Origin of the sequence: Phenylobacterium sp. (assembly GCF_036821595.1) — a bacterium.
GTDB lineage: Bacteria > Pseudomonadota > Alphaproteobacteria > Caulobacterales > Caulobacteraceae > Phenylobacterium.
In genome coordinates this window covers 15,033-36,972 of the sequence record NZ_DAISJG010000029.1, presented here as the reverse complement: position 1 = coordinate 36,972, position 21,940 = coordinate 15,033, and the positions used below count along the sequence as shown (strand labels likewise).

Genomic DNA, 21,940 nt, shown 5'->3' with positions numbered 1-21,940 from the left:
GCGGGGGACCTGGGAGCGCGAGCCGGGCGGCTTCGGGGCCGAGCGCAAGCAGGCGCTGACCCAGCCGGGTCCCTGGGGCGTGCGCCTGGGCGGCTTCGGCGAGATTCTGCCCTATGCCGACAACCGCATGACCCTGAACCCGGCGGTGAAGGACAAGCACGGCCTGCCGACCATCACCTTCGACGTCTCCATCCGCGAGAACGAGAAGGCCATGCGCAAGGACATGGCCGCCGCCGCCGCGGAGATGCTGGAGGCCTCCGGCTTCCGCAAGGTGACCCCCTACGACGGGACCTACGCGCCGGGCCTCGGCATCCACGAGATGGGCACCGCCCGCATGGGGCGCGACCCGAAGACCTCGGTGCTCAACGCCCACAACCAGATCCACGAGTGCCCCAACGTCTTCGTCACCGACGGGGCGGCCATGACCTCGGCGTCCTGCGTGAACCCCTCGCTCACCTACATGGCGCTCACCGCGCGGGCTGCGGCCTTCGCGGCGGAGGCCGGCCGCAAGGGAGACCTGTGATGGTCCCGATGCTCCACCGCCGCGCCGCGCTCATCGGCCTGGGCGGCCTGGCCTCCCTCTGGGCCGTGCCCGTGGTCGTCGCCGGCCAAACGACCGGGGTGCTCGCCTGGACGCCGAAGGCGCTGACCCAGGACCAGGCCCGCACGCTCGCCGCCGCCTGCGAGCGGATCGTGCCGGCCACCGACACCCCCGGCGCCATCGCTGCCGGCGTGCCGCAGTTCATCGACCGCCAGCTTGCCGAGTGGTTCGAGCCCCCGGAGGCCGAGCGCCTGCGCGCGGGCCTCGTCCGCCTCGATGCCGAGGCCCGCGCCAGGGCCGGGGCGCCCTTCGCCGCCCTCCCGGCCGCCCGCCAGGACGCCCTCCTGCGCGAGGCGGAGGCGGAGGGGCAGGCGGCGGCGAAACATCTCCAGCCGCACTGGTTCCTGTCGCTGCGGGAAATGACCACGGTCGGCTACTTCACCTCCGAGCCCGGCGCCACGAAGGCCCTGCGGTACGACCCGGTCCCCGGCGACTACCGCGGCTGCGTGCCGCTGAAGGACATCGGCCGCGGCTGGGCGACCGCCTGATGCGCCGCGCAGCCCCCCTCGCCCTCCTGCTGGCGCTCGCTCCCGCCGCGGCGTCGGCCGCGGAGTGGAAGCCGATCTTCAACGGCCGCGACCTCTCGGGCTGGGTCCCGAAGGTCAACCACCGCCCGGCGGGCGACAACTGGCGCGACACCTTCCGGGTGAAGGACGGGGTGCTGGTGGTCAGCTACGCCGGCTACGAGCGCTTCTCCGACGAGTTCGCCCACCTGATCTACGAGACGCCGCTTTCGTCCTATCGCCTGCGCTTCGAGTACCGGATCATCGGCCCCGGCGTGCCCGGCGCGCCCGTCTGGGCGGTGCGCAACTCCGGCGTCATGCTGCACGGCCAGGCGCCCGGGGACATGCAGCTCCACCAGCGCTTCCCGGTGTCGGTGGAGGCCCAGCTCCTGGCCGGCGCCCCGGGCCAGACCCGCCCCACCGGCAACGTCTGCACGCCCGGCGTGACGGTCACCATCGCCGGCGTCCCGATGGCAGAGCACTGCCGCAACTCCAGCTCGAAGACCTATCCGGAAAGCCAATGGGTCCGCTTCGAGGTCGAAGTGCATGGCGCCCGCCTCGTGCGCCACATCGTCGAGGGCGAGACGGTCATGGAATACGGCGACCTGCGCCTCGCGCCCTCTGAGAACGCCGAGTTCGGCGCCGCGCCCGCCGATCCCGCCACCGCCGGGACGCCGCTCGCGCGCGGCTACATCTCCCTCCAGGGCGAGGGTCATCCGGTCGAGTTCCGCAACATCGAGCTGATGGAGCTGGCGGAGTAGGGCAGGGCCTGGGAGGCCGCGCGGTTGCCATGCGGGGCCGGCGCGGGCTAACCGCGGGTGTGCCCGCATCGAGAATTCTCAAGACGGCCGCCGCGCTCGTCCTCGCCTTCGGGCTCGCCGGCGCCGCCGTCGCCCCCGCTGCGTGGCAGCCCGCCGCGCCCGGCGTCCAGGCCCCGCCGGTCCCGGCGCTGCCGGCCGAGGCGGTGCGCGAGGACCTTCGCCACCTCTACGAGACCCTCGCGGCCGGCCACTACGATCTCTTCGTCTATCGCAGCCGGACGGATTACGACGCGGCGTTCGAGCGCGCGCTCGCCGCCGTCAGGGCCCCTGTCCCGCGTCGGGAGGCGGCGGCGCTGTTCCAGCGGTTGCTGGCGCTCGGCCGGGTGGGCCACGCCCGGACGGAGGCTCCGCTGCAGGAGTTCGTCGGCCACCTGGGCCGCGACGGGACCCTGCTGCCGATCTTCATCCGCGTGGACGGGGACCGGGTGCTTGTCACGCGCACCGCCGACCTGGCCGGTCGGGTCGGCCCCGGCGCGGAACTGCTCGCCCTCGAGGGACGGCCCGTCTCGGACTGGTTGGAGAGGCTCGGAGGCCTGGTCTCCGCCGAGCGCCCCTACATGGTCCACGCGCAGATGGAGGAGAGCTTCCCCGCCCTGCTCTGGCTCGAACTCGGCGAGCGCGAGGGGGTGGACGCCACCTTCCGCGGCGCGGACGGCCGGTCCTTCGAGGCGCGTATCCCGGCCGTGACCCGCGCCGGGCTACGCGAGATCGGCCTGCGCCACCCTACGCCGCGCCTCGGAACTGACTTCGCCTCGCGCGAGGTCAGGCTGCTGTCGGCCGGCGTCGCCTACCTCCGGCCCGGCCCCTTCATGAACATCGGCGCCCCCGCGGCCGGGCCCGAGCCGTCCTACGAGGATAGCGAGTACCGGACCTTCCTCGACGGCGCGTTCGAGGCCATCCTCGCCGCCGGCGCGTCCGATCTGCTCATCGACCTCCGCAACAATCCCGGCGGAGACAACAGTTTCAGCGACGCCATGGTCGCCTGGTTCGCCGACCGACCCTTCCGGTTCGCCTCAAGCTTCACCCTTAGGGCCAGCGCGCCCACCAAGGCCTGGTACCGCCGCCGCGCCGAGGCGGCCCCCGTCGACGGGATGCTGGCCCGACTGATGGCGGCGGAGGCGCGCCAGCCGGACGGCGTCCGCTATCCCTTCGAGATCCCGATGGTCGAGCCGCGGAAGGGCCCCCGGTTCGAGGGCCGCGTCTGGGTGCTGGTCAACCGGCACAGCTACTCCAACTCAGCCTCCGTCGCCGCCTTGATCCAGGACTACGGCTTCGGCGTGGTGCTCGGCGAGGAGACGGCCGACGTGCCCACCAGCCACGCGTCCACCGTGCACTTCACCCTGCCCAATAGCGGCTACAGCGTCGCCTACCCGAAGAGCTACTTCGTCCGGCCCAGCGGCGACCGCGCCGTCCGCGGCGTGATCCCCCAGGTCCCGCTGCCGCGAGAGCCCATCGGCGTCGCCGCCGACGTTACGCTCGACACCGCCCTGGCGCACATCCGCGGCCGGCGCTGACGGCGCGCGGGGCGTCTCCCGCCTTACCGCCGTCGTTCCGGCAGCACGTCGCGGAACAGCGGATGGGCCTTCCACTCGGGCTCGAGAGGCGGCCGGCCGGCTTCCGGCGCGTGCGGCGAGGGCGACAGGGTCTCCGCGGTCGGGATGTAGCGGCCGCAGTTGGGGAAGACGTCGGTGGGCGTGACCTCGACGATCAACTGGGCGCCGGGCGTGGCGGCGAGGTCGGGGTGGTCCTCGAAGACCCGCGCCACGCCGTTGACGCGGATGCGCCAGGGCCGGGCGCCCATGGCCACGAACAGCAGGCCCACGTGCGGGTTCGCCCGGATGTTGCCCAGGCTGCGGAACATGCCGTTGCCGTCGTAGTCGGGGAACACCAGGCGGTCGGGGGCGACGACCCGGGCGAAGCCGGGCGGGCCGCCCTTGAACGACCCGTCGGGGCGGCCCTGGCCGTCGGCGGTGGCCAGGAAGAAGAAGCTCTGGGCGGCGATGAAGGCCGCGTCCTCGCCCGTGAAGAGGTCGTGGCGGGTGCGCTGGTCCAGGCGGTCGGCGAGGGGGCGGCTGCCGAAGCTGTCCTGCAGCCCGCGCTGAGCCTCGTGATAGAAGCTGTCGTCCATTCGCCGAGCCTGCCTTGGCGGCGCCGTCGCGTCGAGCTTTCCTGACCCTGCGTCGCCGCGCTAGACGCGCGGCATGAGTGTGACCGAAGCCGACCTTTTTCCCCTGACCGCCGCCGGACCAGGCCGCTGGACGACCCACGCCGGCTTGGAGTGGCGCAATCCCAACGGGCCCCTGTGGGGTGGCTATCCCATCGGCCTGTGCCTGCGTGTGATGGCGGCCGAGCCCGAGGCGACGGGCGAGCCGCTTTCGATCACCCTGACCTATGTGGCGGCGCTCGTGGCCGGGGAGATCGAGATCAGGACCCGCCGGCTGCGCCAGGGCGGATCGATCGGCGTCTGGGAGGTGGACCTGCGCCCGGCCGGCGCCGACCAGGTGAGCGTCCAGGCGATCGTCACCATGGCGAAGCGGCCGGCGACGCCGCCCTTCGCCTTCGCGAAGATGCCGGACGCGCCGGATCCTGAAAGCCTGCCTTCGCCGATGAGCCCGGGCGGAGCCCGGCATTTCGGCGCCCAGGCCTTCGAGCGGCGCACCGCCGAGAGCTTCCCGATCCGCCCGGCGGCCAGCTCCTACTCGACGGCCTGGGTGCGGCCGAGGCTCGGGCCGTGGGACAAGGCCCTCCTCGGCATGCTGACCGACAATTCGCCGCCGCGGGCGTTCTACGCCTTCGGCCATACGGTGATGACCACGACCCTGTCGCTGACCGTCTACCTGCACGCCACCGCCGAAGAGGTGGGCGCGGCGGGGCGCGACTATCTGCTGGTCGAGTACGAAGGCCGGGTGGGCGGCGGCGGCGCCTCGGACGAGCGCTCCAGCTACTGGCGGCGCGACGGCAAGCTGCTGGCGACCAGCGAGCAGCTGGTCTGGTACCGCGAGATCCCGCGCGGCGCGCCGGAGTGACGTCCCGCGACGCTGCGCGGCGCTCTAGAACAGGCCCGCGCGCTGGGCGATGACGACCGCCGCGACGATCAGGATCAGGGCCTGGATGATCTGGCCGAAAGGCGAGGGCAGCGGCAGCTTCTGGACGGCCCAGGCGATCAGGGCGGCGACGACCAGGACGATGATGGCGAAGATGAGAATTGACATGGTATTCCTTCAGCGGCCCTGCCGCGGTCCCTGTCAAAGCGCCCAACAAGCTGCAGCGTTCCCGAAGCCGGCCGGGCCGCGGCCGCCCGCATCGGCGATGGCCGCGGCTGGCGGTTGGGCTCATAGAAGGGGCCCGAGCCCCCCGGCGATCGAGGGCGCGATGATCCGGATGCCCTGATGTGATCGACCGATATGGATGGTCCGAGGCCTTGGCCCTGGACTTTGCGCCCCACGCGCGCGCCGGACACACGCCTGGGCGCGTCGTCGTCCAGCACCGCGACGGCTACCTGGTCGTCACCGACGTCGGAGAGCTGCGGGCCAAGGCGGCTGGCCGCCTGCTTCAGGACGCCGAGGAGGGGGGATACCCGGCCGTCGGCGACTGGGTCGCCCTGACGCCGGACCTGGCGGGCGTCTCCACGATCCATGCCGTTCTGCCGCGTCGCACGGTCTTCACGCGAAGGGCCGCCGACAGCGCGCGAAAGGTGCAGGTCGTCGCCGCCAACATCGACGTGGCCTTTGTCGTGACGTCGCTGAACGCCGACCTGAACCACCGGCGGATCGAGCGGTATCTCGCCGCCGCCTGGCAGAGCGGAGCCCGTCCGGTCGTGGTTCTGACCAAGTCGGACCTCAGCGCCGACCCGGAAGCCGAGGCCGCCGAGGTCGCCGCCCTGGCGTCCGGCTGCCCCGTGCTCGTGGTCTCGGCCCGGGAGGGCCGCGGGCTCGACGCCCTGCTGGCCCAGGTGCAGCCGGGGGAGACCTGCGTGCTGATCGGCTCGTCCGGGGTCGGCAAGTCGACCCTGGTCAACGCCTTTCTCGGACGGGCGCGCATGGCGGTCGATGAGATCCGCGAGTCAGACCACCAGGGCCGCCACACCACCAGCCACCGCGAGCTGGTCCTGCTCCCCGGCGGCGCCCTGATCCTCGACACGCCCGGCATGCGCGAGGTGGGGCTGATCGACGCCGAGGAGGGCGTGGGCGAGGTGTTCGACGACATCGAGCGTCTGGCCCTGCACTGCCGGTTCAACGACTGCACCCATGAAGGGGAGCCGGGCTGCGCGGTCCGGGCGGCGCTGGACAGCGGCGAGCTCGACCCCGGCCGGTGGGCGAACTTCCGAAAGCTGGGGGTCGAACTGGCGGCCGCCGAGGAGAAGGCGGAGCGGGCCGCCCGGGAGGCCGAGCGCCGCCGGCTCGCCGCGCTCCAGAAGACCTACCGCGCCACGAAGCGGGACCATCGTGGCGGCCGCCACGACTGAGGCCTGCCCCGAGGCCGGACCCCGCGAGAACGACGGTCTCGCAGAATGTCGCGCACTTCGGCCCGGGAAGGGCTAGGTGGGGTCTCCCAAGCACGAGAGGCGACCATGCCCGCATTCACCATCGTCACCACCAGCGCGACGCAAGGCAGCGAGGCGGCCGAGGTCAACACGCTCGCCGATGACTTCGCCAACGACAGCGAGGCCGTGGGCTACGCCCGCCGGATGGCCGAGGAGATGCTCGGCCTGGCCGAGCAGCTGTCGCTGGACTTCGACTACAGCAATGTCGCCCTCTATGACGGCGACCTGATCGACGAGGAGCCCGACCCGATGGATCCGTCGTTCATCGGCATGTGGGTTCTCGACGAAGCCGGCGCGGCCTTCATCAACGCCGACGAGTTCCGCGAGAACGCCACGGTGGAGCCTGCCCCGCAGTAGGCGACCCTGGTACCGGAGCTAGTCCAGCGGCCGGATCTTGATGTTGCGGTAGGCGACGTGGTCGCCGTGGTTCTGCAGGGCGATGTGGCCGCTGCGGGACCGGGCGAACTGCGGCCAGGCCTTGAACTTGGTCCCGGCCACCTTGGCCTTGAACTCAGGCGAGTCCAGGTCGTACTCGACCACCTTCACCCCGTTCAACCAGTGCTCGCCCTTGCCGCCGCGTAGCACGATGCGGCTCTGGTTGAACTCGCCCACCGGGCGGGTGACGTCCCGGCTCGGGGGATAGAGGCCGTAGAGGGCGCCGGCCCGCTCCAGCGGCGGCTCGCCGCGGCTGTTGTCCAGCACCTGGTACTCGGGTCCGCTGAAGTAGGTCTGGTCGCCCTCCTCGACGACGCGGAACATCACCCCGGAATTGCCCTTGGGACTGATCTTCCAGTCGAAGGCGAGCTCGAAGTCGCCGAACGTCTCCCGGGTGATGATGTCCTTCGAGGTCTTCGGGTCCGGCCCGAGCGTCCCGTCCTTCACCGTCCAGCCCGGATCGGGCGCCGGCGCCTTGAAGCCGCGCCAGCCCTCCGTCGTGCGGCCGTCGAACAGCAGCTTCCAGCCCGCCGCCCGTTCCGCGGCAGTGAGGGTGTTCTCCTGGGCCTGGGCCCCCAGGGCGCAGGCGGCCAGCGCCAGGCCGAGCAGCAGAGCCTTCATGGGTCCTCCTATAGACCGAGCGCGCGGAGGCGCTCTTCGAGCACGGCCCTGACCTCGGCCGAGGGGCCGGGATCCGACGCGCGCGCCTGGTTGCCGATGTAGCCGATGTCCCTGAAGCCCGCCTCGGTGGTGTAGTAGGCGCCCACCGTCAGGGCCCGGAACCGCCGGAAGAAGGTTCGCGACGCCTCGTCCGCGGCGCGGGGCAGGGCGGCGAGCGCCTCGGCCCGCCGCGCGCCGCCCGCCAGCAGCGCCGGCATCGCCCGCTGCAGGCCGTTGCGGATCACCACCCGGTCCTTCACCTGGTCGGGGTAGGGGGCGCTCACCCACTCGTCGATGAAGTCGGGGATGCCGAGCGCGCTCGCCGCCGGGGCCGTGGCGCTGGCCGGCAGGATGAAGTCGGCGAGGATCGAGGTCGCCTGCAGCTCGTCGCGGGTCAGCAGCCGCAGCCAGGGGGCCGCGTCGGGCTTCACGAGGTTCGGGTCCGTGCCGTAACCCCGCGCCTCGGTCCGGTCGCCGGCGCCGTAGACGGCCAGGCCCACGCCGCCCGCCACGGCCGCCCCTGCGGCCCCGATCCAGGCCAGCGCCGTGCGCCGGTCCACCTTCGAGACGTAACCGTCGCTCATATCGCCCCCTGCTTCGCCAGCGTCGCCAGGTGGTCGCTGGAGCGCCAGGCCAGCGCCAGGATCGACAGCGTCGGGTTCTTGTCCGGGCTCGAGACCAGCACCGCCCCGTCGGTGACGAAGAGGTTGGGGACCGACCAGGCCTGGCCGTGGGCATTGACCACGGAGTCCTGCTCCGAGGCCCCCATCCGCACCGTGCCCACCTCGTGGATCATCTCGCCGCCCTTGGAGATCGCCTTGCGGCCGTCGGTCTCCACCCTGCCGAGCGGCTGGCCGCCCAGCCGGTCGATCACCTCCAGGAACGTCTGCACCATGTGCGCCGCCTGCTTCGTCTCGGCCTCGCCCCACTTCCAGTGGAAGCGCAGCACGGGGATGCCCCAGCGGTCCTTCACCGTCGGGTCCAGCTCGCAGTAGCAGTCGTCGTTGGGGATCATCTCGCCGCGGCCGTTGAAGCTGATGACGCTGCCGTAGCGCCGGCGCAGCCTGGCGCGGAGCTCGTCGCCGACGCTCACGTCGTCCTCCGGCAGCAGCCTGGCCGTGCCCATGGAAGGCATGCCCCGCCCGCCGCCGATCTCCACGTGGTAGCCGCGCGGGAAGCCCAGCTCCTGGTGCCGGTCGTAGCCCCACCAGGGCACATAGGTGTGGGAGACGCTCATGCCGTCGTCGTTGGTCGGCGGCAGGCCCTCCAGGGCCGGGAACTGTCCGGTGACGCCCAGCCCCACCGAGTCCATCAGGTAGCGGCCGACCATGCCGTGGTCGTTGCACAGCCCGTCGGGGAACCTCGGGCTTTTCGAATTCAGCAGGATCCGCGCGGTCTCCCCCGAGCCCGCCGCCAGCACCACGGCCCGCGCCTTGGCCGAGCGGTGCTCGCCGCTCACCCGGTCGACATAGCTGACGCCGCTCGCCTTGCCGGCCCTGTCGAGGTCGACCTGGTAGACCAGGGCGTTGGTGACGATGGTCAGGTTGCCGGTGGCCATGGCCGGCGGCAGCAGCACGGTCGTCGACTGGAAGTTGGCCCCGATCGCGCAGCCGCGGCCGCAGGCGGTGGCGAAGACGCAGGTGTTGCGCCCCTCCATGGGCTCGGTGACCACCGCCCCGTGCATGGGGACGACCGGTATGCCCATGGCCTCGAAGCCGCGGGCGTAGAACAGCTCGAAGGCCCGGGGCGGCGGGGCGGCCAGCAGGCATCCCGGCGGCGAGTCAGGCGTGTTGATCAGGTTGCGGGGCGGGCCGGCGCCGGTCACCCCGATCAGCTTCTCGGTGCGGTCGTACCAGGGGGCCAGGTCGTCGTAGGTGATCGGCCAGTCGTGGCCCAGGCCGTCGCGGCTCTTCGGCTTGAAGTCCAGGGGGCCGAACCTGAGCGAGATACGCCCCCAGTGGTTGGTCCGCCCCCCGAGCATCCGGGGGCGCCACCAGATGAAGGGCTCCGAACCCTCGGCCACGGTGTAGGGCTCGTTCGGCACCTCCCACCCGCCGTCCACCGTCGCGTCGTAGAAGCCGAACGGCTTGTCCGGGGTCGAGGTCCCGCGCAGCGGCGCCTCGGCCGGGATGTTGTACATCGGGGTCTCGGCGACCGGGTCGTAGTCCCGCCCGGCCTCCAGCATCAGCACCTTCAGGCCGGAGCGGGTCAAATGGTAGGCGCTCATGCCGCCGCCCGCGCCGGAGCCGACGACGATCACGTCATAGGGCTCTGCCATCCGCCCGCATCCCCCTCCGCCGGCCGCCACCGCACCTTGGCGCCGCCGGAGGAAATGGCCAAGCCGGTGAGCAGGCTTTGCGCGGGCGGGGTCTCAGTTGAGGCCGCGCGAGTTCCTCGGCCATGACGGGTAACCTGCGTCGCCGCAGGTCTCCTGACGTCGACGCGCGACAGCCTCGGCCGAAGGCCTCACGCCAATCGGCGTCTCCCGCCGCCCGGCGAGGGCGCGGGCCCGCCGCTTGTGGCCGAAGCGGATGAGCCCCGTCACCAGCAGGCTGGCGGCCCCGAGTCCTGACACGAACACCAGCAGTCGCCCCGCCAGTCCCCCGGCCTCGCCGCTGTGGATGGCGTGCATCCAGTTCAGCAGGACGTCGCCGGCGCCCTCTCGGCGCGGGTCGCGCACCGCCAGCACCTGTCCCGAATACTGGTCGAGCCAGACATTGGTGCGCGGGAAGCGGCGGCTCGGCTCGCCGGGCTGCTGCAGGTTGATCCGGTAGACCCCATCGGGGCCGGCGGGGGTCTCGATCCAGGCCAGGCGCGCCTGCGGGAACATCGCCTGCGCCCGGGCCACCGCGTGGTCCACCGGAATCCGCGGCGCTTCCGCCGAGGCGGCCGAGGCGAGCTCGGGCTGTTCGTAGAGAGGCCCCAGGACCGGCCGGAACCACTCCGGCGCGCCGAGCACGACCCCGCTGGCGATCAGCACCAGGAGCGGCAGCAGGCCATATATCCCGGCTACCTTGTGCAGGTCGTAGACGCGCCTCTGGGGTGTCGCCGCCGGCTTGAGCGTGAGGGCTGAGCGCAACTTCCCGCGCGCCGGCCACCAGAGCCACGCGCCGCCGAGGAGAAGCACCAGCACCAGCCCGCCGGTCACCGCCATCACCTTCTTGCCGGCGTCGCCCATCAGGAGGGCGTAGTGCAGATCGTAGATCCAGGTGCCGAGGTACTCGCCCCAGAAGGCCTCGCGCACCACCGTCCCCCGCGCCGGGTCGACCCACAGCATCAGGGGCGCAAAGCCGCGGCCCTGGGTTTCCGCCGGGGCGTAGTAGCGGACCGGGATGGCGCCCCCCTCATCTGTCACCTCCAGGCGCCAGGCTCCCGGGCGCTGCGGCGCGTGCGCCTGCAGCGCGCGCAGCACCGGCTCGTAGACGACGGGCCCCCGGACCGGCGCGACGGCGCGCACCGCCTGGTGCGTCGCGGCGTCGGCTTCCACATAGAAGACCAGCAGGGTGCCCGTGATCCCGGCCACCCCGAACACTAGGCCCACGCTCAGACCGAGCCACAGGTGGGCGAGCCCCGCCCATCGGCGCAGCCGTCCCCTCAGGCTGGCGGAGGAGCCCCGCGGCGGCTTCATGGCGTCCTGTCCTGCCCGATCAGAACCGCGCCAGGAGCGCGGCGTGGAACGAGCGGGGCGCGCCGGGCGAGTGCAGCGACTGGGTCCCGTCCCACCAGACGTATTCATGTCCGGCATCGGTGACGTTCTTGACCTGGAGTTGCAGGTCGATCGCCTTCGACAGCCGGTAGGTGGCTTCCGCGCCCAGCAGCACGAATCCCCCGAACCGGCCCGTGGTGTTGGTTGCCTCGAGGTAGTAGTCGCTCTGGGCGCTCACCGAGCCCGACAAGCTGAGCTTTTCGCTCGCCCGCCAGTCGACGCCGCCGGCGGCCAGCCGCGTCGGGACGTGATCGATCATCTTCCCCCGCGCAGCGGGCAGGGCCGGGTCCGGGATTTGGACCACCGCCTCCTGGAGGGTGAGGGCGCCCCACACGTGCAGGTCACGCGTGAGGTCGAACGCGGCCTGGACGTCGAAGCCGCGGCGCTTCGTGCGGCCGAGGTTCTCCGAATCCCCCAGCGGATCGTTCAGCCGCCGTTTCACCTCGCCGGACGCCGTCTGTTCCCAGTAGGCGAGACGGGTCTGCCAACGGTCGGCGAAGACATGCTTCACTCCCAGCTCCCAGCCGTCGTTGCGCGAGGGCTCCAGCTCGGCGGTGCGTGGCGGGATCAGGTAGGCTCCGGAGCCGGCGCCGATCTGGAAGCTGCGGCCCCAGTTGCCGTAGACCATCAGGTGGTCGCGCGGCGTCCAGATGGCGCTGAGCTTCGGCTGACCGATGGCGCCGTAGTCGAAGGCCTGGGCCCGCACCCCGGCCAGACGGTCGTGATAGTCGCCGTCGATCCAGTCGACCCTATAGCCCGGAATCAGCTTCAGCGCGGCGGTGGGTTCGATCACCGCCTGGACGTAGCCGCCGGCGTTGCGCAGATCGTAGGTCTGGTCGCGGGTCTGCCGCGTCCGCGTGCGGCGCTCCGTCAGGTAGCGGGCGCTGACCACGTCCTGGACTTGGGCCTCGGCGCCGGCCTCCAGCGTGAGGCCATGCAGCCGTCCGGCCGGGGCTTTCCAGCGGACCGACCCGCGAGCGCCCCACTGGTCCTCGCGCGCCACGCGCTCCTGCTGCGCGACCGCCGCCGAAAAGCGCACGAAGCGGGTGTCGTCAAAGGTGTTGGCGTAGACCGCCGCCTCGGCGGCGACGTCCTCGAACGGTGCGCCCGCGTAGGTGATCGCGGCCTGGGAGAGCGTCCGCTCGCCCCCGTCCGTCGCCGAGGAGGCGTAGGAGCGGCGGGGCGTGGTCCGCGCGTCGGCGCGGGTCAGGTAGCCCGGCTCGTCGGCCTCGGCCCGATAGTACCGCGCCAGGAGGGTGATGCGGTGGTCGTCGCCCGCCAGGTAGCTCCACTTGCCCGCAAGGCCGACGCGCTCCAGGTCGGCGTGCTCACGGTATCCGTCGCTGGCGCGCCAGCCGGCGAGGTAGTTGTGCTGCACCCGTCCGACCTCTCGGCCCGCCGCCACCTGGGCCTCGCGGCCGCCCCAGGAGCCGACGCCGGCGCGCAGGTCCGCATAGTCGCCGCGCGCGCGGGTGCGGATGGAGGCGCTGCCGGCCACCGCATAGAGGCCCACCCGCGGGTCGAGGGTGCCGCGGACGGTCTCAAGGTTGGAGATCTCCAGCGGGAAGACCGCGTCCAGGAAGGTGGTGGCGCCGTCATTGGTGTTCGACGGCACGCCGTCGATGAGCAGCTTGACGGCGTTGATCTCGCCCTCGCCGTTGAACGCCCGCATGGAGAACCGGCCCGAGCTGGTGCCCTGGTCGAAATCGGTGATCAGGACGCCGGGAAGCCGGCCGAACAGCTCCCAGGCGTTGTCGACGTTCTGCCGCTCGATCACCTCGGGCGAGAGCCGGTCGATCGAGGTGACCACATTGGCCGCCGCGGCGGCGCCGTCGCGCTGGGCGGTGACGACCACCTCTCCGACCTCGAAGGCGGTGTCCGGGTCCTGCGGCGCGCCGGCGGCGGTCTCGGCCAGGGCGGGCCCGGCGGCCGCCAGGCCGAGGCACGCGGCGAGGACCGCCATCGAGGTCCCCCGGAAGAACAGACGGGCAGGGGCGGCGCTGCGCGGGGACTGGGTAAGCAACATGGCGGTTCCGGACCTTCAGGGAGGGCCCGATTACGCGGACGGCGCCGCTCGCGAAATTCGGGGCCGCCCCCTAAGTATTCCTCCTAGGGCGCGCGCCGCGGCGGCCTGTCGAAATCCATGATGTAATCGCGTAGAACCGCGCGCCGGCGAAGGACGGCAGCGAGCCTCATGAGCAAAGACGAGCGACACCCGCCCCACAGACTGTCCGTCGCTCCCATGATGGACTGGACGGACCGGCACTGCCGGGTCCTGCACCGGACGCTGACGTCGCGGGCGCTGCTCTATACCGAGATGTTGACCACCGGCGCGGTGCTGCACGGCGACCGCGAGCGGCTGCTGGCCTACGATCCCGTGGAGCATCCCGTGGCCCTGCAGCTCGGCGGCTCGGAGCCGGCCGACCTCGCCGCGGCCGCCCGCATCGGCGAGGCGGAGGGCTACGACGAGATCAACCTCAACGTCGGCTGCCCGTCGGACCGGGTGCAGTCCGGCCGGTTCGGCGCCTGCCTGATGCGCGAGCCGGAGCTGGTCGCCGAGTGCATGGCCGCGATCGGGGCGGCGGTGAAGGTCCCGGTGACCGTCAAGTGCCGCATCGGGGTCGATGACCAGGATCCGGAGGAGAGCCTGTTTCGCCTGGTGGACCTCTGCGCCGCCGCCGGCGTCCGCCACTTCGTGGTCCACGCCCGCAAGGCCTGGCTCAAGGGCCTGTCGCCCAAGGAGAACCGGGACGTGCCGCCGCTCGACTATCCGCTGGTCTGGCGGCTGAAGGCCGAGCGGCCGGAGCTGACCATCGTGATCAACGGCGGGATCGGCTCACTCGACGAGGCGGTGCGGCACCTGGAGCATGTGGACGGCGTCATGCTGGGCCGGGCCGCCTATCACACGCCGGACCTTCTGGGGCAGGTCGACGCCCGCATCTTCGGTGAAGCCGTGAGCGTCACGCCGTTCGAGGCCGTGGGGCGCTACATGCCCTACGTGGCCCGGGAGCTGGCGAAGGGGACCCATCTGGCGGCCATGACCCGGCACATGCTGGGGCTGTTCCACGGCGTGCCCGGCGCGCGGGCCTGGCGGCGGATTCTCACCGTCGAGAGCGTGAAGGCGGGATCCGGCCTGGAGGTGATCGACCGGGCGCTGGCCGAGATCTCAAGGCTGCAGGAACAGCGCCTGGCGCGTGGCCTGGAAGCTGGAGAGGCGGCCTAGGTAGGTCATGCCCAACAGCGAGGCGTCGAGGCCCTTCTCGATGACCAGGGCGTCGACGTTGTCGATCCGCGCGCCGGCCACCGACACCGAGGCCAGCTTGACCGAGGCGGCGCGGGTCTGACCCGCCGCGGTGCCCACGGTGTAGTCATACTTGAGCTGATCGATCCGGATGCCCAGGCGCTGGGCGTCGGCGGGGGTCAGGGCCACTGCGGTCGCCCCGGTGTCCACCAGGAACCGCACCGGCGCGCCGTTCACCTCGGCCTCGGCCCAGTAGTGGCCATCGGCGGCCTTGGCGACCTCGGCCCGTTCGCCGGCCGCGGCTTCCGGGGCGACGGCGATGGCGATGGGGGCCTCGGCGCGCGCGGCGCGCAGTTCCGGCGGCTTGGGCGCGAGCGCCACGACCATGCCGGCCGCGCCGAACGCCGAGACGGAGGCGACGAGCGCCACCAACGCGTACCTGACGAGGCTGGACACCCGTTCGCTCATCCGTTCCGCGGCCGCGGTCGGCCGGTCTTGCGCGGCGAAGGTTAGGGCAGAGCGGTTTGCAAGGAATGAACGACGCCGGTCAGCGGAACATGGCCAGCTTCTCGGGGCGGATGCGGCCGCGGCGGGCGGGCAGCTCGGCCATGATCCGCTCGCGCTCCTCGTCGGTCAGCTTCGCCCAGCCCGCGACCTCGCTGAGCTGCCGGTAGCAGCCCATGCACAGCCCGCTCTCGCCGTCGACGACGCAGACCTTGATGCACGGGGTCTTGATGGCCTTCGGCGGCCCGGCGGGCAGGCTCATGACAGCGGAAGCGCGTAGGTGACGCCGGCCTGCGCGGCGAGCCTGTCCGGCGCCTCGGTCCAAAGGCGCACGTCGCAGACGGCGCTGCGCCGGCCCAGGTGCAGCAGCTCGGCCTCGGCGGTGATGTCCCCGGGCCTCGCCCCGCGCAGGAAGTTCATGGTCAGCTGCGAGGTCACCGCCATCAGCTGCTCGCCGACGTGGCCCAGGATGACCGCATAGGCGGCGGTGTCGGCCATGGACATCAGGCTGGGCCCCGAGACGAGCTGGCCCGGCCTCAGCATGTGGGATGCGAAGGGGCGCACCAGCGTCGCGCGGCCGGGGGACAGCGCCGTCACCATCCCCGTCGCGCCTGGGTCCGCGTCCGGGAAGGCTTTCGCCATCAGGGCGTTGACGGCGGAGGCGTCCAGCCGGAGTTCAAATCGGGCCATGACCGTTTCATGCCTTGTGACGGCGAACATTACAATATGTTTATAGTCGGAAGTAACTTCAGTGTATCATTGCAGAATATTAATCCGGGACTACTGAACATTGCAGCTAATTCATTTGAAGTAACGCGGGCCGGAGATCAGTTTCGTCTCAGCAGATTTGTTGAGGGAGACACACCAAATGAAAGTCGCCGCCATCGCTCTTGTCGCCCTGGGTCTCACCGCGGGCGCCGCCGCGGCCGCCGAGCGCGTCACCGACCTGGAGTACATGAAGGCCAGCCGCTGCAAGGGCATCGCCGAGGGCGTGGGCCAGACGGACACCGCCGGCCTGGACGCCTTCCTCAAGGAACAGAAGAAGGGCCGCCAGAGCTTCGTGCTCGAGCGCGCCGACAGCGAGCACGACCGCGCCAAGCGCGAGGCCCGCGGGGTCGACCGCCGCGAGCGCCTCACCGCCGAGCTCACCGGCGCCTGCATGGCCTACATGGGCCCGGCCAAGGACGTCGCCGCCCGCTGATCGACCTCTGAGCCCTCGGCCGCAAGGCCAGCGCGCCGCTTCCCCCGGGGCGGCGCGCTTTTTCTTGCGCGGGGCGGAGGCGGAACCCACCTTGGCCGTGAGGCTTTGTTGAGGCCTCGAGTCCGCCAAGGGGCGGTGCGGCGCAGGGAGTATGATGACGGTCCTTCGACCCGGCGACACGTGCTGGCGGACCGCGCGGGCGGACCGCGCCGCCTTCCTGATCGACACCGAGGCCTATTTCACGGCCGTGTTCGACGCCCTGCAGAAGGCGCGGCGCTCGATCCTGCTGCTCGGCTGGGGTTTCGATCCCCGGACGCGGCTGTTCCCCGACGGCTACGACGGCCCGGATGACCCCGACGAGGTCGGCCGCATCCTCGTGGAGCTGGCCTGCGCCCGGCCCGAGCTCGACGTGCGTCTGCTGATCTGGAAGTCGGCGCTGCCGATCAGCGCCAGCCAGGAGTTCTTCCCGCACAAGGCGCGCCGGTGGTTCGAGAAGACGCCGGTGAAGTTCCGCCTGGACGACCAGGTGCCGTTCGGCGCCTGCCACCACCAGAAGGTGCTGGTGATCGACGACCGGCTGGCGTTCTGCGGCGGCGGCGACATCGGCGTGGACCGCTGGGACACGGCCCACCACCATGACGTCGAGCCCAGGCGGATCATGCCCAAGCAGGAGCAGCATCCGCCCCGGCACGAGGTGATGATGATGGTCGACGGGGCGGCCGCCAGCGCGCTGGGCGATCTGTTCCGGGAGCGCTGGCGCCGCGCGCCGCACGGGGAGGAGCTGGCGCCGCCGCCGGACGCGGGCGGTGATCCCTGGCCCGACCATGTGCCTCCGGCCCTGAAGGACGTCGACGTCGCCATCGCCCGCACCGAGCCCGCCTGGAAGGGCCGGCCGCTCGTGGAGGAGATCCGCCGGCTGAACCTGGACGCCATCGCCGAGGCGCGCGACGTCATCTACCTCGAGAACCAGTACTTCACGTCCCCGCTGGTCTGCGAGGCGCTGGCCAAGCGGCTGGCCGAGCCGGACGGCCCCGAGGTGGTGCTGATCTCCACCGGCAAGGCGCCCAGCTGGTTCGACCAGATGACCATGGACCGGGCGCGCGGGACGATGATCTGGCGCCTGCGCGCCGCCGACGTGTTCGGCCGCTTCCGCGCCTTCTACCCCACGACGCCGGGGGGCGGGGTGATCATCGTCCACTCCAAGGTCAGCGTGTTCGACGACCGGATCGCCCGGGTCGGCTCCGCCAACCTCAACAACCGCTCCGGCGGCTTCGACACCGAGTGCGAGCTGGCGGTCGAGCAGGACGATCCGGAGGCCCGCCTCACCATCGCCGCCTTCCGCGACCGCCTCGTGGGCCACTTCATGGGGATGACCGGCGACGCGGTCTCCAAGGCGCGGGCGGAGTTCGGCGGGCTGGGGCCGGCGATCGACGCCCTGAACCGTGAGGGCCGGCTGGCCCCGATCGAGCCGCCGATGATGACGGGGGTCGGCGAGTTCATCGCCGCCTACCACATCGGCGATCCCTCCGACACGGCCGACTCCTGGCGTCTTGCCCGCCGGCGGGAGCGGCTGTTCCAGGAGGCGCGGCGGATCTCCGACGCGGCCAGCGCCGCCGACGCCGAGGCGGTCACCCGGGACCTGCGGCGATCCTGAAGTCCATGACCAGCGGCAGGTGGTCGGAGGCCACGCGCCAGGCCGGGTCGAAGGGCACGAAGACGTCCTCCACGACCACCTCGGGGCTGACGAAGATGTGGTCGATCCTGAGCACGGGCAGGGGCGAGGGGAAGGTGGCGGTGGGCGAGCGCCGCGGCGCCAGCCGCCGCGCCGGCTCCAGCTTGGCGCTCAGGGTGCGGTAGACGATCGAGGTCGCCGTGGCGTTGAAGTCGCCCAGCAGGATCCGCGGCCCGGTGCAGCGCGGGTGAGCCAGCCAGGAGGGTCCGGCGAGGAAACCCGCCTGCACCTGCTGTTCCTTGGGCACGAGCCCCAGGTGGGTGTTGATCACCTGCACCTTGCGGCCCTCGATCTCCACCTCGATCCACAGCGCCCCGCGCGGCTCCAGCTGGGCGATGCGCGGATGGCCCGGCAGCGGACCGGTCTGGATCAGGGTCTCGGGATACGCCGTCAGGATGGCGTCGCCGTAGAGCTCCTCCTCCACCCGCAGCGCCGGATGGAAGTGGCTGGCCATGCGCAGCCGCTCGGCGATCTCGTGGGCCTGGTCGACATGGTTGGTGCGCGCCCGGCCGACGTCCAGCTCCTGCAAGGCCACGATGTCCGGCTCGAGGGTGGCCAGCACGTCGGCGATCCGGGCCACGTCGAGCCGGCGGTCGTTCCCGACGCAGCGGTGCACATTGTACGTCACGATCCGGGGCATGGGGCGCGGAGGTGTCGCGCGCTTCCGTGGCCTTGGCAAGGCGGGGAACGGCGTGGAACGCGCGGCTCCCGTTCGAGCCTCTCTCGTTCTCGCTTCCGTTGACGTCAGCGTCATCTTTGCAAGGACGGGGCGGCGGCGTATGGTCCGCGCCTTCTGCCGATACGCTGTAAAGCTTGCCAGGGAGTGGCCCCCATGAACCTCGACTTCACGCCTGAAGAAAACGCCTTCCGCGAAGAGGTCCGGGCCTTCATCCGCGACAACTATCCGGCCGAGCTGCGCAAGGCGCAGGACGAGCACCGCCAGCTGACCAAGGAGGAGTACCTCCTATGGCACAAGGTGCTGGCGAAGAAGGGCTGGGTGGCGCCGTCCTGGCCCGCCGAGCACGGTGGCACCAACTGGACGCCGACCCAGAAGTACATCTGGTCCGAGGAGCTGGCCAAGGCGGACGCCCTGCCGGTGCTGCCGTTCGGCGTCTCCATGCTGGCGCCGGTGATCTACACCTTCGGCACCGAGGAGCAGAAGAAGAAGTTCCTGCCGGGCATCTACAACGGCGACGTCTGGTGGTGCCAGGGCTACTCCGAGCCCGGCGCCGGCTCCGACCTCGCCAGCCTGAAGACCCGCGCCGAGCGGATCACCGCGGACGACGGCAAGGAGTACTACATCGTCAACGGCCAGAAGACCTGGACCACGCTCGGCCAGTTCGCCGACTGGGGCTTCTTCCTGGTCCGCACCGATCCGGACGCCAAGCCGCAGTCGGGCATCTCCTTCCTGCTCATCGACATGAAGAGCCCGGGCGTCACCGTGCGCCCGATCATCACCCTGGAGGGCGGCCACGAGGTCAACGACGTCTTCCTCGACAATGTGAAGGTGCCGGTCGAGAACCGCATCTTCCACGAGAACCAGGGCTGGACCTGCGCCAAGGCGCTGCTCGCCCATGAGCGCTCCGGCATCGCCGGCGTGGCGCGCTCCAAGCGCAACCTCGAGAAGCTCCGCAAGATCGCCGGCACCGAGCGGTCCGACGCCGGCGGCAGCCTGATCGGCGACGCCTTCTTCCGCCGCAAGGTGGCCGAGCTGGAGATCGACCTGACGGCGCTGGAGTTCACCGAGCTCCGCACCCTGGCCGGGGAGTCCAGCGGCAAGGGCCCCGGCCCGGAGAGCTCGATCCTCAAGATCAAGGGCACCGAGATCCAGCAGCGGCTGCAGGAGCTGGCCCTGGAGGCCGTGGGCCATTACGGCGCGCCGTTCCTGCGCGATCTCGGCGACAACTTCCAGGCGGGCCCCGACTACGCCCGCGGCCTGGCCGGCGAGTACTTCAACGGCCGCAAGACCTCGATCTACGGCGGCTCCAACGAGATCCAGCGCAACATCATCGCCAAGATGGTGCTGGGGCTCTGATTTCAGCCCGGCTCAGCGCCGACACCCCCACCCCCAACCCCTCCCCGCAAGCGGGAGGGGGGTACTTGGAGTAGGTTTCTACCGATGGATTTCAGCTTCACCGAAGAACAGTCGATGCTGCGCGACACGGTCGCGAGCTATCTGGCCGACAACTACACCTTCGAGCAGCGCCGGGCCGTGATCGGCAAGGAGCCGGGCTGGAACCCGGCGGTGTGGAAGGCCTTCGCCGAGGAGCTGGGCATTCTGGGCGCGCCGTTCTCGGAGGAGCTGGGCGGCCTGGGCGGCGGCCCGATCGAGAACATGGTCGTCATGGAGGAGCTGGGTAAGGCGCTGGTCGTCGAGCCATACCTCGGCACGGTGGTGATCGGCGGCGGCTTCCTGAAGCACTCGGGCAGCCCGCAGGCGGCCGACCTTATCGGCGAGATCATCGCCGGCACGGCCACCTTCGCCTTCGCCTACGCCGAGCCGCAGGGCCGCTACAACATCGCCGACCTGACGACGACGGCGAAGAAGGACGGCGACGGCTGGGTGCTGAACGGCCAGAAGGCCGTGGTGATCGGCGCCCCCTGGGCCAGCCACCTGATCGTCACCGCCCGGGTGAGCGGCGCCCAGCGCGACGCCCAGGGGATCAACGCCTTCATCGTGCCGAAGGCCGCCGCCGGCGTCTCGACGCGCGACTATCCCACCGTCGACGGGGCCCGCGCGTCGGAAGTGACGCTGGAGAACGTCCGCGTCGGCGCGGACGCCATCCTGGGCCAGGAAGGCGCCGGCTTGCCGCTGATCGAGAAGGTGCTGGACGAGGCGATCGCCGCCACCTGCGCCGAGGCCTGCGGCGTGCTGCGCCGGCTGCACGAGGGCACGCTGGAGTACACCAAGCAGCGCAAGCAGTTCGGCCAGCCGATCTCGTCCTTCCAGGTGCTGCAGCACCGGATGGTCGACATGTTCATCCAGCTCGAGCAGTCGATCTCGATGACCTACATGGCCACCATCAAGCTCGCCGACGACGCCGAGCGCTCCAAGGCGGTGTCCGCCGCCAAGGTGCAGATCGGCAAGGCCTGCAAGTTCGTCGGCCAGAACGCCATCCAGCTGCACGGCGGCATGGGCATGACCGACGAGATGGCCATCGGCCACTACTTCAAGCGGGCCACCATGATCGAGAGCGCCTTCGGCAACACCGATCACCACCTGGCCCGCTACGAATTCCTCAGCCTCGGGCAGGCCGCCTGAACCATGGGCAAGGAGGCGCAGGTCGCCGCGACCTTCGCCGACGGAACTGATGAGGGGCGGCTCCAGCTGGAGCCGCCCCGTCTCGTTTTCAGGGGCGCCGGTCGGCGGGTCTGGGAGGAGGAGGCCCTGGCGGGAGTCCGCGCCGATGGCGCCGACCTCGTCCTGGCCGACGGGGCGCGCTTCACCCTCGGCGAGCGGGCGGCGGCGAGCTGGGTGCAGGCGATCCTCAATCCCAAGGGGCGGATGGAGAAGATCGGCGTGAAGCCGGGGATGCGGGCCGCCGCGATCGGCGTCGCCGACGCGGCGCTGACAGCCGAGCTGGCCGCCGCGGGCGCCGCGCCGGTGACCGAGCTCGCCGGGCTCGACCTGCTCTTCTACGCGGCCGACAGCGCCGACGAGCTGTCGAGGATCGGCGACCTCCTCCCCGCGCTGGCGGAGCGCGGCGCCCTCTGGGTCGTCTCGCGCAAGGGCAGGGCCGCCACGGTCCGAGACGTGGAGGTCATGGCTGCCGCCAAGGCCGCGGGCCTGGTGGACAACAAGGTGGTCTCCTTCTCCGACACCCACACCGCCCTGCGCTTCGTGCGCCGGCGGCCCGCCTGAACGGCCTCCACTTCAGGTGAGTTGGCGTTGATCAAATAATTGTCGTCAAACAACACGTCCTCGACCGAGGATAACCAAGTTGAAAGGTGGGGCATGGCAATAATCACAAAATAAAAGCCGCACCTGAGAAC

The 21,940-nt window shown here is 71.3% G+C and carries 24 protein-coding genes; 13 read left to right on the top strand and 11 right to left on the bottom strand.

The genetic code is table 11. From position 1 onward, the window contains the following. The 4 genes from V7Z97_RS13385 to V7Z97_RS13370 all read left to right on the top strand — a co-directional run. Positions 1–523, top strand: a 523-nt coding sequence (locus tag V7Z97_RS13385) for a GMC family oxidoreductase (RefSeq protein WP_334163927.1), incomplete at its 5' end; no start/stop codon positions are given. After that, positions 523–1,089 carry a gluconate 2-dehydrogenase subunit 3 family protein gene (locus tag V7Z97_RS13380; protein WP_334163926.1) on the top strand — a complete coding sequence of 189 codons (567 nt, stop codon included), beginning with the start codon at positions 523–525 and terminating at the stop codon, positions 1,087–1,089. The genes V7Z97_RS13385 and V7Z97_RS13380, both read left to right, overlap by 1 nt. Continuing rightward, complete coding sequence (locus V7Z97_RS13375) at positions 1,089–1,865, top strand: 3-keto-disaccharide hydrolase (RefSeq protein ID WP_334163925.1); 777 nt, start codon at positions 1,089–1,091, stop codon at positions 1,863–1,865. Before V7Z97_RS13380 ends, V7Z97_RS13375 begins: the two co-directional genes overlap by 1 nt. 59 nt (positions 1,866–1,924) lie before the next feature. Then, complete coding sequence (locus tag V7Z97_RS13370; protein ID WP_334163924.1) at positions 1,925–3,439, top strand: S41 family peptidase; 1,515 nt, start codon at positions 1,925–1,927, stop codon at positions 3,437–3,439. A gap of 23 nt (positions 3,440–3,462) precedes the next feature. On the opposite strand, the gene V7Z97_RS13365 is transcribed toward V7Z97_RS13370, so the two are convergent. Then, the gene (locus V7Z97_RS13365) at positions 3,463–4,053 is read right to left on the bottom strand and encodes a pyridoxamine 5'-phosphate oxidase family protein (protein WP_334163923.1); all 591 of its coding nucleotides are present in this window, start codon (positions 4,051–4,053) and stop codon (positions 3,463–3,465) included. A gap of 73 nt (positions 4,054–4,126) precedes the next feature. On the opposite strand from V7Z97_RS13365, the gene V7Z97_RS13360 reads away from it, so the two are divergent. Beyond that, positions 4,127–4,951, top strand: a complete 825-nt coding sequence (locus V7Z97_RS13360; protein ID WP_334163922.1) for a thioesterase family protein — start codon at positions 4,127–4,129, stop codon at positions 4,949–4,951. A 24-nt stretch (positions 4,952–4,975) separates the two neighbouring features. Here the strand turns inward: V7Z97_RS13360 and V7Z97_RS13355 are convergent, their stop codons facing one another. Then, positions 4,976–5,137: a hypothetical protein gene (locus V7Z97_RS13355; RefSeq protein ID WP_334163921.1), complete on the bottom strand. Its 162-nt coding sequence runs from the start codon at positions 5,135–5,137 to the stop codon at positions 4,976–4,978. 209 nt (positions 5,138–5,346) lie between these two features. Here V7Z97_RS13355 and rsgA point away from each other — a divergent pair, with 209 nt between their 5' ends. Together rsgA and V7Z97_RS13345 are read left to right on the top strand one after the other, a co-directional pair. Further along, on the top strand, positions 5,347–6,390 hold the full coding sequence (gene rsgA, locus V7Z97_RS13350; protein ID WP_334163920.1) for a ribosome small subunit-dependent GTPase A: 1,044 nt from the start codon (positions 5,347–5,349) through the stop codon (positions 6,388–6,390). Positions 6,391–6,495: 105 nt separating this feature from the next. Continuing rightward, positions 6,496–6,825 (top strand): hypothetical protein, encoded by a 330-nt coding sequence (locus tag V7Z97_RS13345; protein WP_334163919.1) that lies wholly within the window; start codon positions 6,496–6,498, stop codon positions 6,823–6,825. Positions 6,826–6,843: 18 nt separating this feature from the next. Here the strand turns inward: V7Z97_RS13345 and V7Z97_RS13340 are convergent, their stop codons facing one another. From V7Z97_RS13340 to V7Z97_RS13320, 5 genes are all read right to left on the bottom strand, one after another. Then, complete coding sequence (locus V7Z97_RS13340) at positions 6,844–7,524, bottom strand: 3-keto-disaccharide hydrolase (RefSeq protein ID WP_334163918.1); 681 nt, start codon at positions 7,522–7,524, stop codon at positions 6,844–6,846. Between the two features lie 8 nt (positions 7,525–7,532). Next, complete coding sequence (locus V7Z97_RS13335; RefSeq protein ID WP_334163917.1) at positions 7,533–8,147, bottom strand: gluconate 2-dehydrogenase subunit 3 family protein; 615 nt, start codon at positions 8,145–8,147, stop codon at positions 7,533–7,535. After that, a complete protein-coding gene (locus tag V7Z97_RS13330; protein WP_334163916.1) occupies positions 8,144–9,841 on the bottom strand; it encodes a GMC family oxidoreductase in 1,698 nt (565 codons plus the stop codon). Before V7Z97_RS13330 ends, V7Z97_RS13335 begins: the two co-directional genes overlap by 4 nt. Positions 9,842–9,934: 93 nt before the next feature. Continuing rightward, the gene (locus V7Z97_RS13325) at positions 9,935–11,191 is read right to left on the bottom strand and encodes a PepSY-associated TM helix domain-containing protein (protein WP_334163915.1); all 1,257 of its coding nucleotides are present in this window, start codon (positions 11,189–11,191) and stop codon (positions 9,935–9,937) included. Between the two features lie 19 nt (positions 11,192–11,210). Beyond that, a complete protein-coding gene (locus V7Z97_RS13320) occupies positions 11,211–13,232 on the bottom strand; it encodes a TonB-dependent receptor (RefSeq protein ID WP_334163914.1) in 2,022 nt (673 codons plus the stop codon). A 231-nt stretch (positions 13,233–13,463) separates the two neighbouring features. Between V7Z97_RS13320 and dusA the strand changes: the two genes are divergently transcribed. Further along, entirely contained in the window at positions 13,464–14,492 is a 1,029-nt protein-coding gene (gene dusA / locus V7Z97_RS13315; protein ID WP_334163913.1) for a tRNA dihydrouridine(20/20a) synthase DusA, read from the top strand. On the opposite strand, the gene V7Z97_RS13310 is transcribed toward dusA, so the two are convergent. The 3 genes from V7Z97_RS13310 to V7Z97_RS13300 form a co-directional block, all read right to left on the bottom strand. Continuing rightward, positions 14,436–14,978, bottom strand: a complete 543-nt coding sequence (locus tag V7Z97_RS13310) for a TIGR02281 family clan AA aspartic protease (protein WP_334163912.1) — start codon at positions 14,976–14,978, stop codon at positions 14,436–14,438. The genes dusA and V7Z97_RS13310 overlap by 57 nt on opposite strands. Positions 14,979–15,057: 79 nt before the next feature. Next, positions 15,058–15,276, bottom strand: a complete 219-nt coding sequence (locus V7Z97_RS13305; RefSeq protein WP_334163911.1) for a DUF1289 domain-containing protein — start codon at positions 15,274–15,276, stop codon at positions 15,058–15,060. Then, positions 15,273–15,704 carry a PaaI family thioesterase gene (locus tag V7Z97_RS13300; RefSeq protein WP_334163910.1) on the bottom strand — a complete coding sequence of 144 codons (432 nt, stop codon included), beginning with the start codon at positions 15,702–15,704 and terminating at the stop codon, positions 15,273–15,275. Before V7Z97_RS13300 ends, V7Z97_RS13305 begins: the two co-directional genes overlap by 4 nt. Before the next feature lie 178 nt (positions 15,705–15,882). On the opposite strand from V7Z97_RS13300, the gene V7Z97_RS13295 reads away from it, so the two are divergent. Beyond that, a complete protein-coding gene (locus V7Z97_RS13295) occupies positions 15,883–16,215 on the top strand; it encodes a hypothetical protein (protein WP_334163909.1) in 333 nt (110 codons plus the stop codon). A 154-nt stretch (positions 16,216–16,369) separates the two neighbouring features. Next, a complete protein-coding gene (locus V7Z97_RS13290) occupies positions 16,370–17,869 on the top strand; it encodes a phospholipase D-like domain-containing protein (protein ID WP_334163908.1) in 1,500 nt (499 codons plus the stop codon). Here V7Z97_RS13290 and V7Z97_RS13285 read toward each other — a convergent pair. After that, positions 17,844–18,587: an endonuclease/exonuclease/phosphatase family protein gene (locus V7Z97_RS13285; RefSeq protein WP_334163907.1), complete on the bottom strand. Its 744-nt coding sequence runs from the start codon at positions 18,585–18,587 to the stop codon at positions 17,844–17,846. The genes V7Z97_RS13290 and V7Z97_RS13285 overlap by 26 nt on opposite strands. Before the next feature lie 192 nt (positions 18,588–18,779). Here V7Z97_RS13285 and V7Z97_RS13280 point away from each other — a divergent pair, with 192 nt between their 5' ends. From V7Z97_RS13280 to V7Z97_RS13270, 3 genes are all read left to right on the top strand, one after another. Further along, on the top strand, positions 18,780–19,982 hold the full coding sequence (locus V7Z97_RS13280) for an acyl-CoA dehydrogenase family protein (protein WP_334163906.1): 1,203 nt from the start codon (positions 18,780–18,782) through the stop codon (positions 19,980–19,982). An 84-nt stretch (positions 19,983–20,066) separates the two neighbouring features. Continuing rightward, a complete protein-coding gene (locus V7Z97_RS13275; RefSeq protein ID WP_334163905.1) occupies positions 20,067–21,209 on the top strand; it encodes an acyl-CoA dehydrogenase family protein in 1,143 nt (380 codons plus the stop codon). A gap of 3 nt (positions 21,210–21,212) precedes the next feature. Further along, the gene (locus V7Z97_RS13270) at positions 21,213–21,809 is read left to right on the top strand and encodes a DUF3052 family protein (RefSeq protein WP_334163904.1); all 597 of its coding nucleotides are present in this window, start codon (positions 21,213–21,215) and stop codon (positions 21,807–21,809) included. Positions 21,810–21,940: the final 131 nt, after the last annotated feature.

Excerpts from the sequence above, each read along its gene's own strand:
- V7Z97_RS13380 (WP_334163926.1), top strand. The coding sequence starts at position 523 with ATGGTCCCGATGCTCCACCGCCGCGCCGCGCTCATCGGCCTGGGCGGC.
- V7Z97_RS13375 (WP_334163925.1), top strand. The coding sequence starts at position 1,089 with ATGCGCCGCGCAGCCCCCCTCGCCCTCCTGCTGGCGCTCGCTCCCGCC.
- V7Z97_RS13365 (WP_334163923.1), bottom strand. The coding sequence starts at position 4,053 with ATGGACGACAGCTTCTATCACGAGGCTCAGCGCGGGCTGCAGGACAGC.
- V7Z97_RS13360 (WP_334163922.1), top strand. The coding sequence starts at position 4,127 with ATGAGTGTGACCGAAGCCGACCTTTTTCCCCTGACCGCCGCCGGACCA.
- V7Z97_RS13355 (WP_334163921.1), bottom strand. The coding sequence starts at position 5,137 with ATGTCAATTCTCATCTTCGCCATCATCGTCCTGGTCGTCGCCGCCCTG.
- V7Z97_RS13345 (WP_334163919.1), top strand. The coding sequence starts at position 6,496 with ATGCCCGCATTCACCATCGTCACCACCAGCGCGACGCAAGGCAGCGAG.
- V7Z97_RS13340 (WP_334163918.1), bottom strand. The coding sequence starts at position 7,524 with ATGAAGGCTCTGCTGCTCGGCCTGGCGCTGGCCGCCTGCGCCCTGGGG.
- V7Z97_RS13335 (WP_334163917.1), bottom strand. The coding sequence starts at position 8,147 with ATGAGCGACGGTTACGTCTCGAAGGTGGACCGGCGCACGGCGCTGGCC.
- V7Z97_RS13330 (WP_334163916.1), bottom strand. The coding sequence starts at position 9,841 with ATGGCAGAGCCCTATGACGTGATCGTCGTCGGCTCCGGCGCGGGCGGC.
- V7Z97_RS13325 (WP_334163915.1), bottom strand. The coding sequence starts at position 11,191 with ATGAAGCCGCCGCGGGGCTCCTCCGCCAGCCTGAGGGGACGGCTGCGC.
- V7Z97_RS13320 (WP_334163914.1), bottom strand. The coding sequence starts at position 13,232 with ATGGCGGTCCTCGCCGCGTGCCTCGGCCTGGCGGCCGCCGGGCCCGCC.
- dusA (WP_334163913.1), top strand. The coding sequence starts at position 13,464 with ATGAGCAAAGACGAGCGACACCCGCCCCACAGACTGTCCGTCGCTCCC.
- V7Z97_RS13310 (WP_334163912.1), bottom strand. The coding sequence starts at position 14,978 with ATGAGCGAACGGGTGTCCAGCCTCGTCAGGTACGCGTTGGTGGCGCTC.
- V7Z97_RS13305 (WP_334163911.1), bottom strand. The coding sequence starts at position 15,276 with ATGAGCCTGCCCGCCGGGCCGCCGAAGGCCATCAAGACCCCGTGCATC.
- V7Z97_RS13300 (WP_334163910.1), bottom strand. The coding sequence starts at position 15,704 with ATGGCCCGATTTGAACTCCGGCTGGACGCCTCCGCCGTCAACGCCCTG.
- V7Z97_RS13295 (WP_334163909.1), top strand. The coding sequence starts at position 15,883 with ATGAAAGTCGCCGCCATCGCTCTTGTCGCCCTGGGTCTCACCGCGGGC.
- V7Z97_RS13290 (WP_334163908.1), top strand. The coding sequence starts at position 16,370 with ATGACGGTCCTTCGACCCGGCGACACGTGCTGGCGGACCGCGCGGGCG.
- V7Z97_RS13285 (WP_334163907.1), bottom strand. The coding sequence starts at position 18,587 with ATGCCCCGGATCGTGACGTACAATGTGCACCGCTGCGTCGGGAACGAC.
- V7Z97_RS13280 (WP_334163906.1), top strand. The coding sequence starts at position 18,780 with ATGAACCTCGACTTCACGCCTGAAGAAAACGCCTTCCGCGAAGAGGTC.
- V7Z97_RS13275 (WP_334163905.1), top strand. The coding sequence starts at position 20,067 with ATGGATTTCAGCTTCACCGAAGAACAGTCGATGCTGCGCGACACGGTC.
- V7Z97_RS13270 (WP_334163904.1), top strand. The coding sequence starts at position 21,213 with ATGGGCAAGGAGGCGCAGGTCGCCGCGACCTTCGCCGACGGAACTGAT.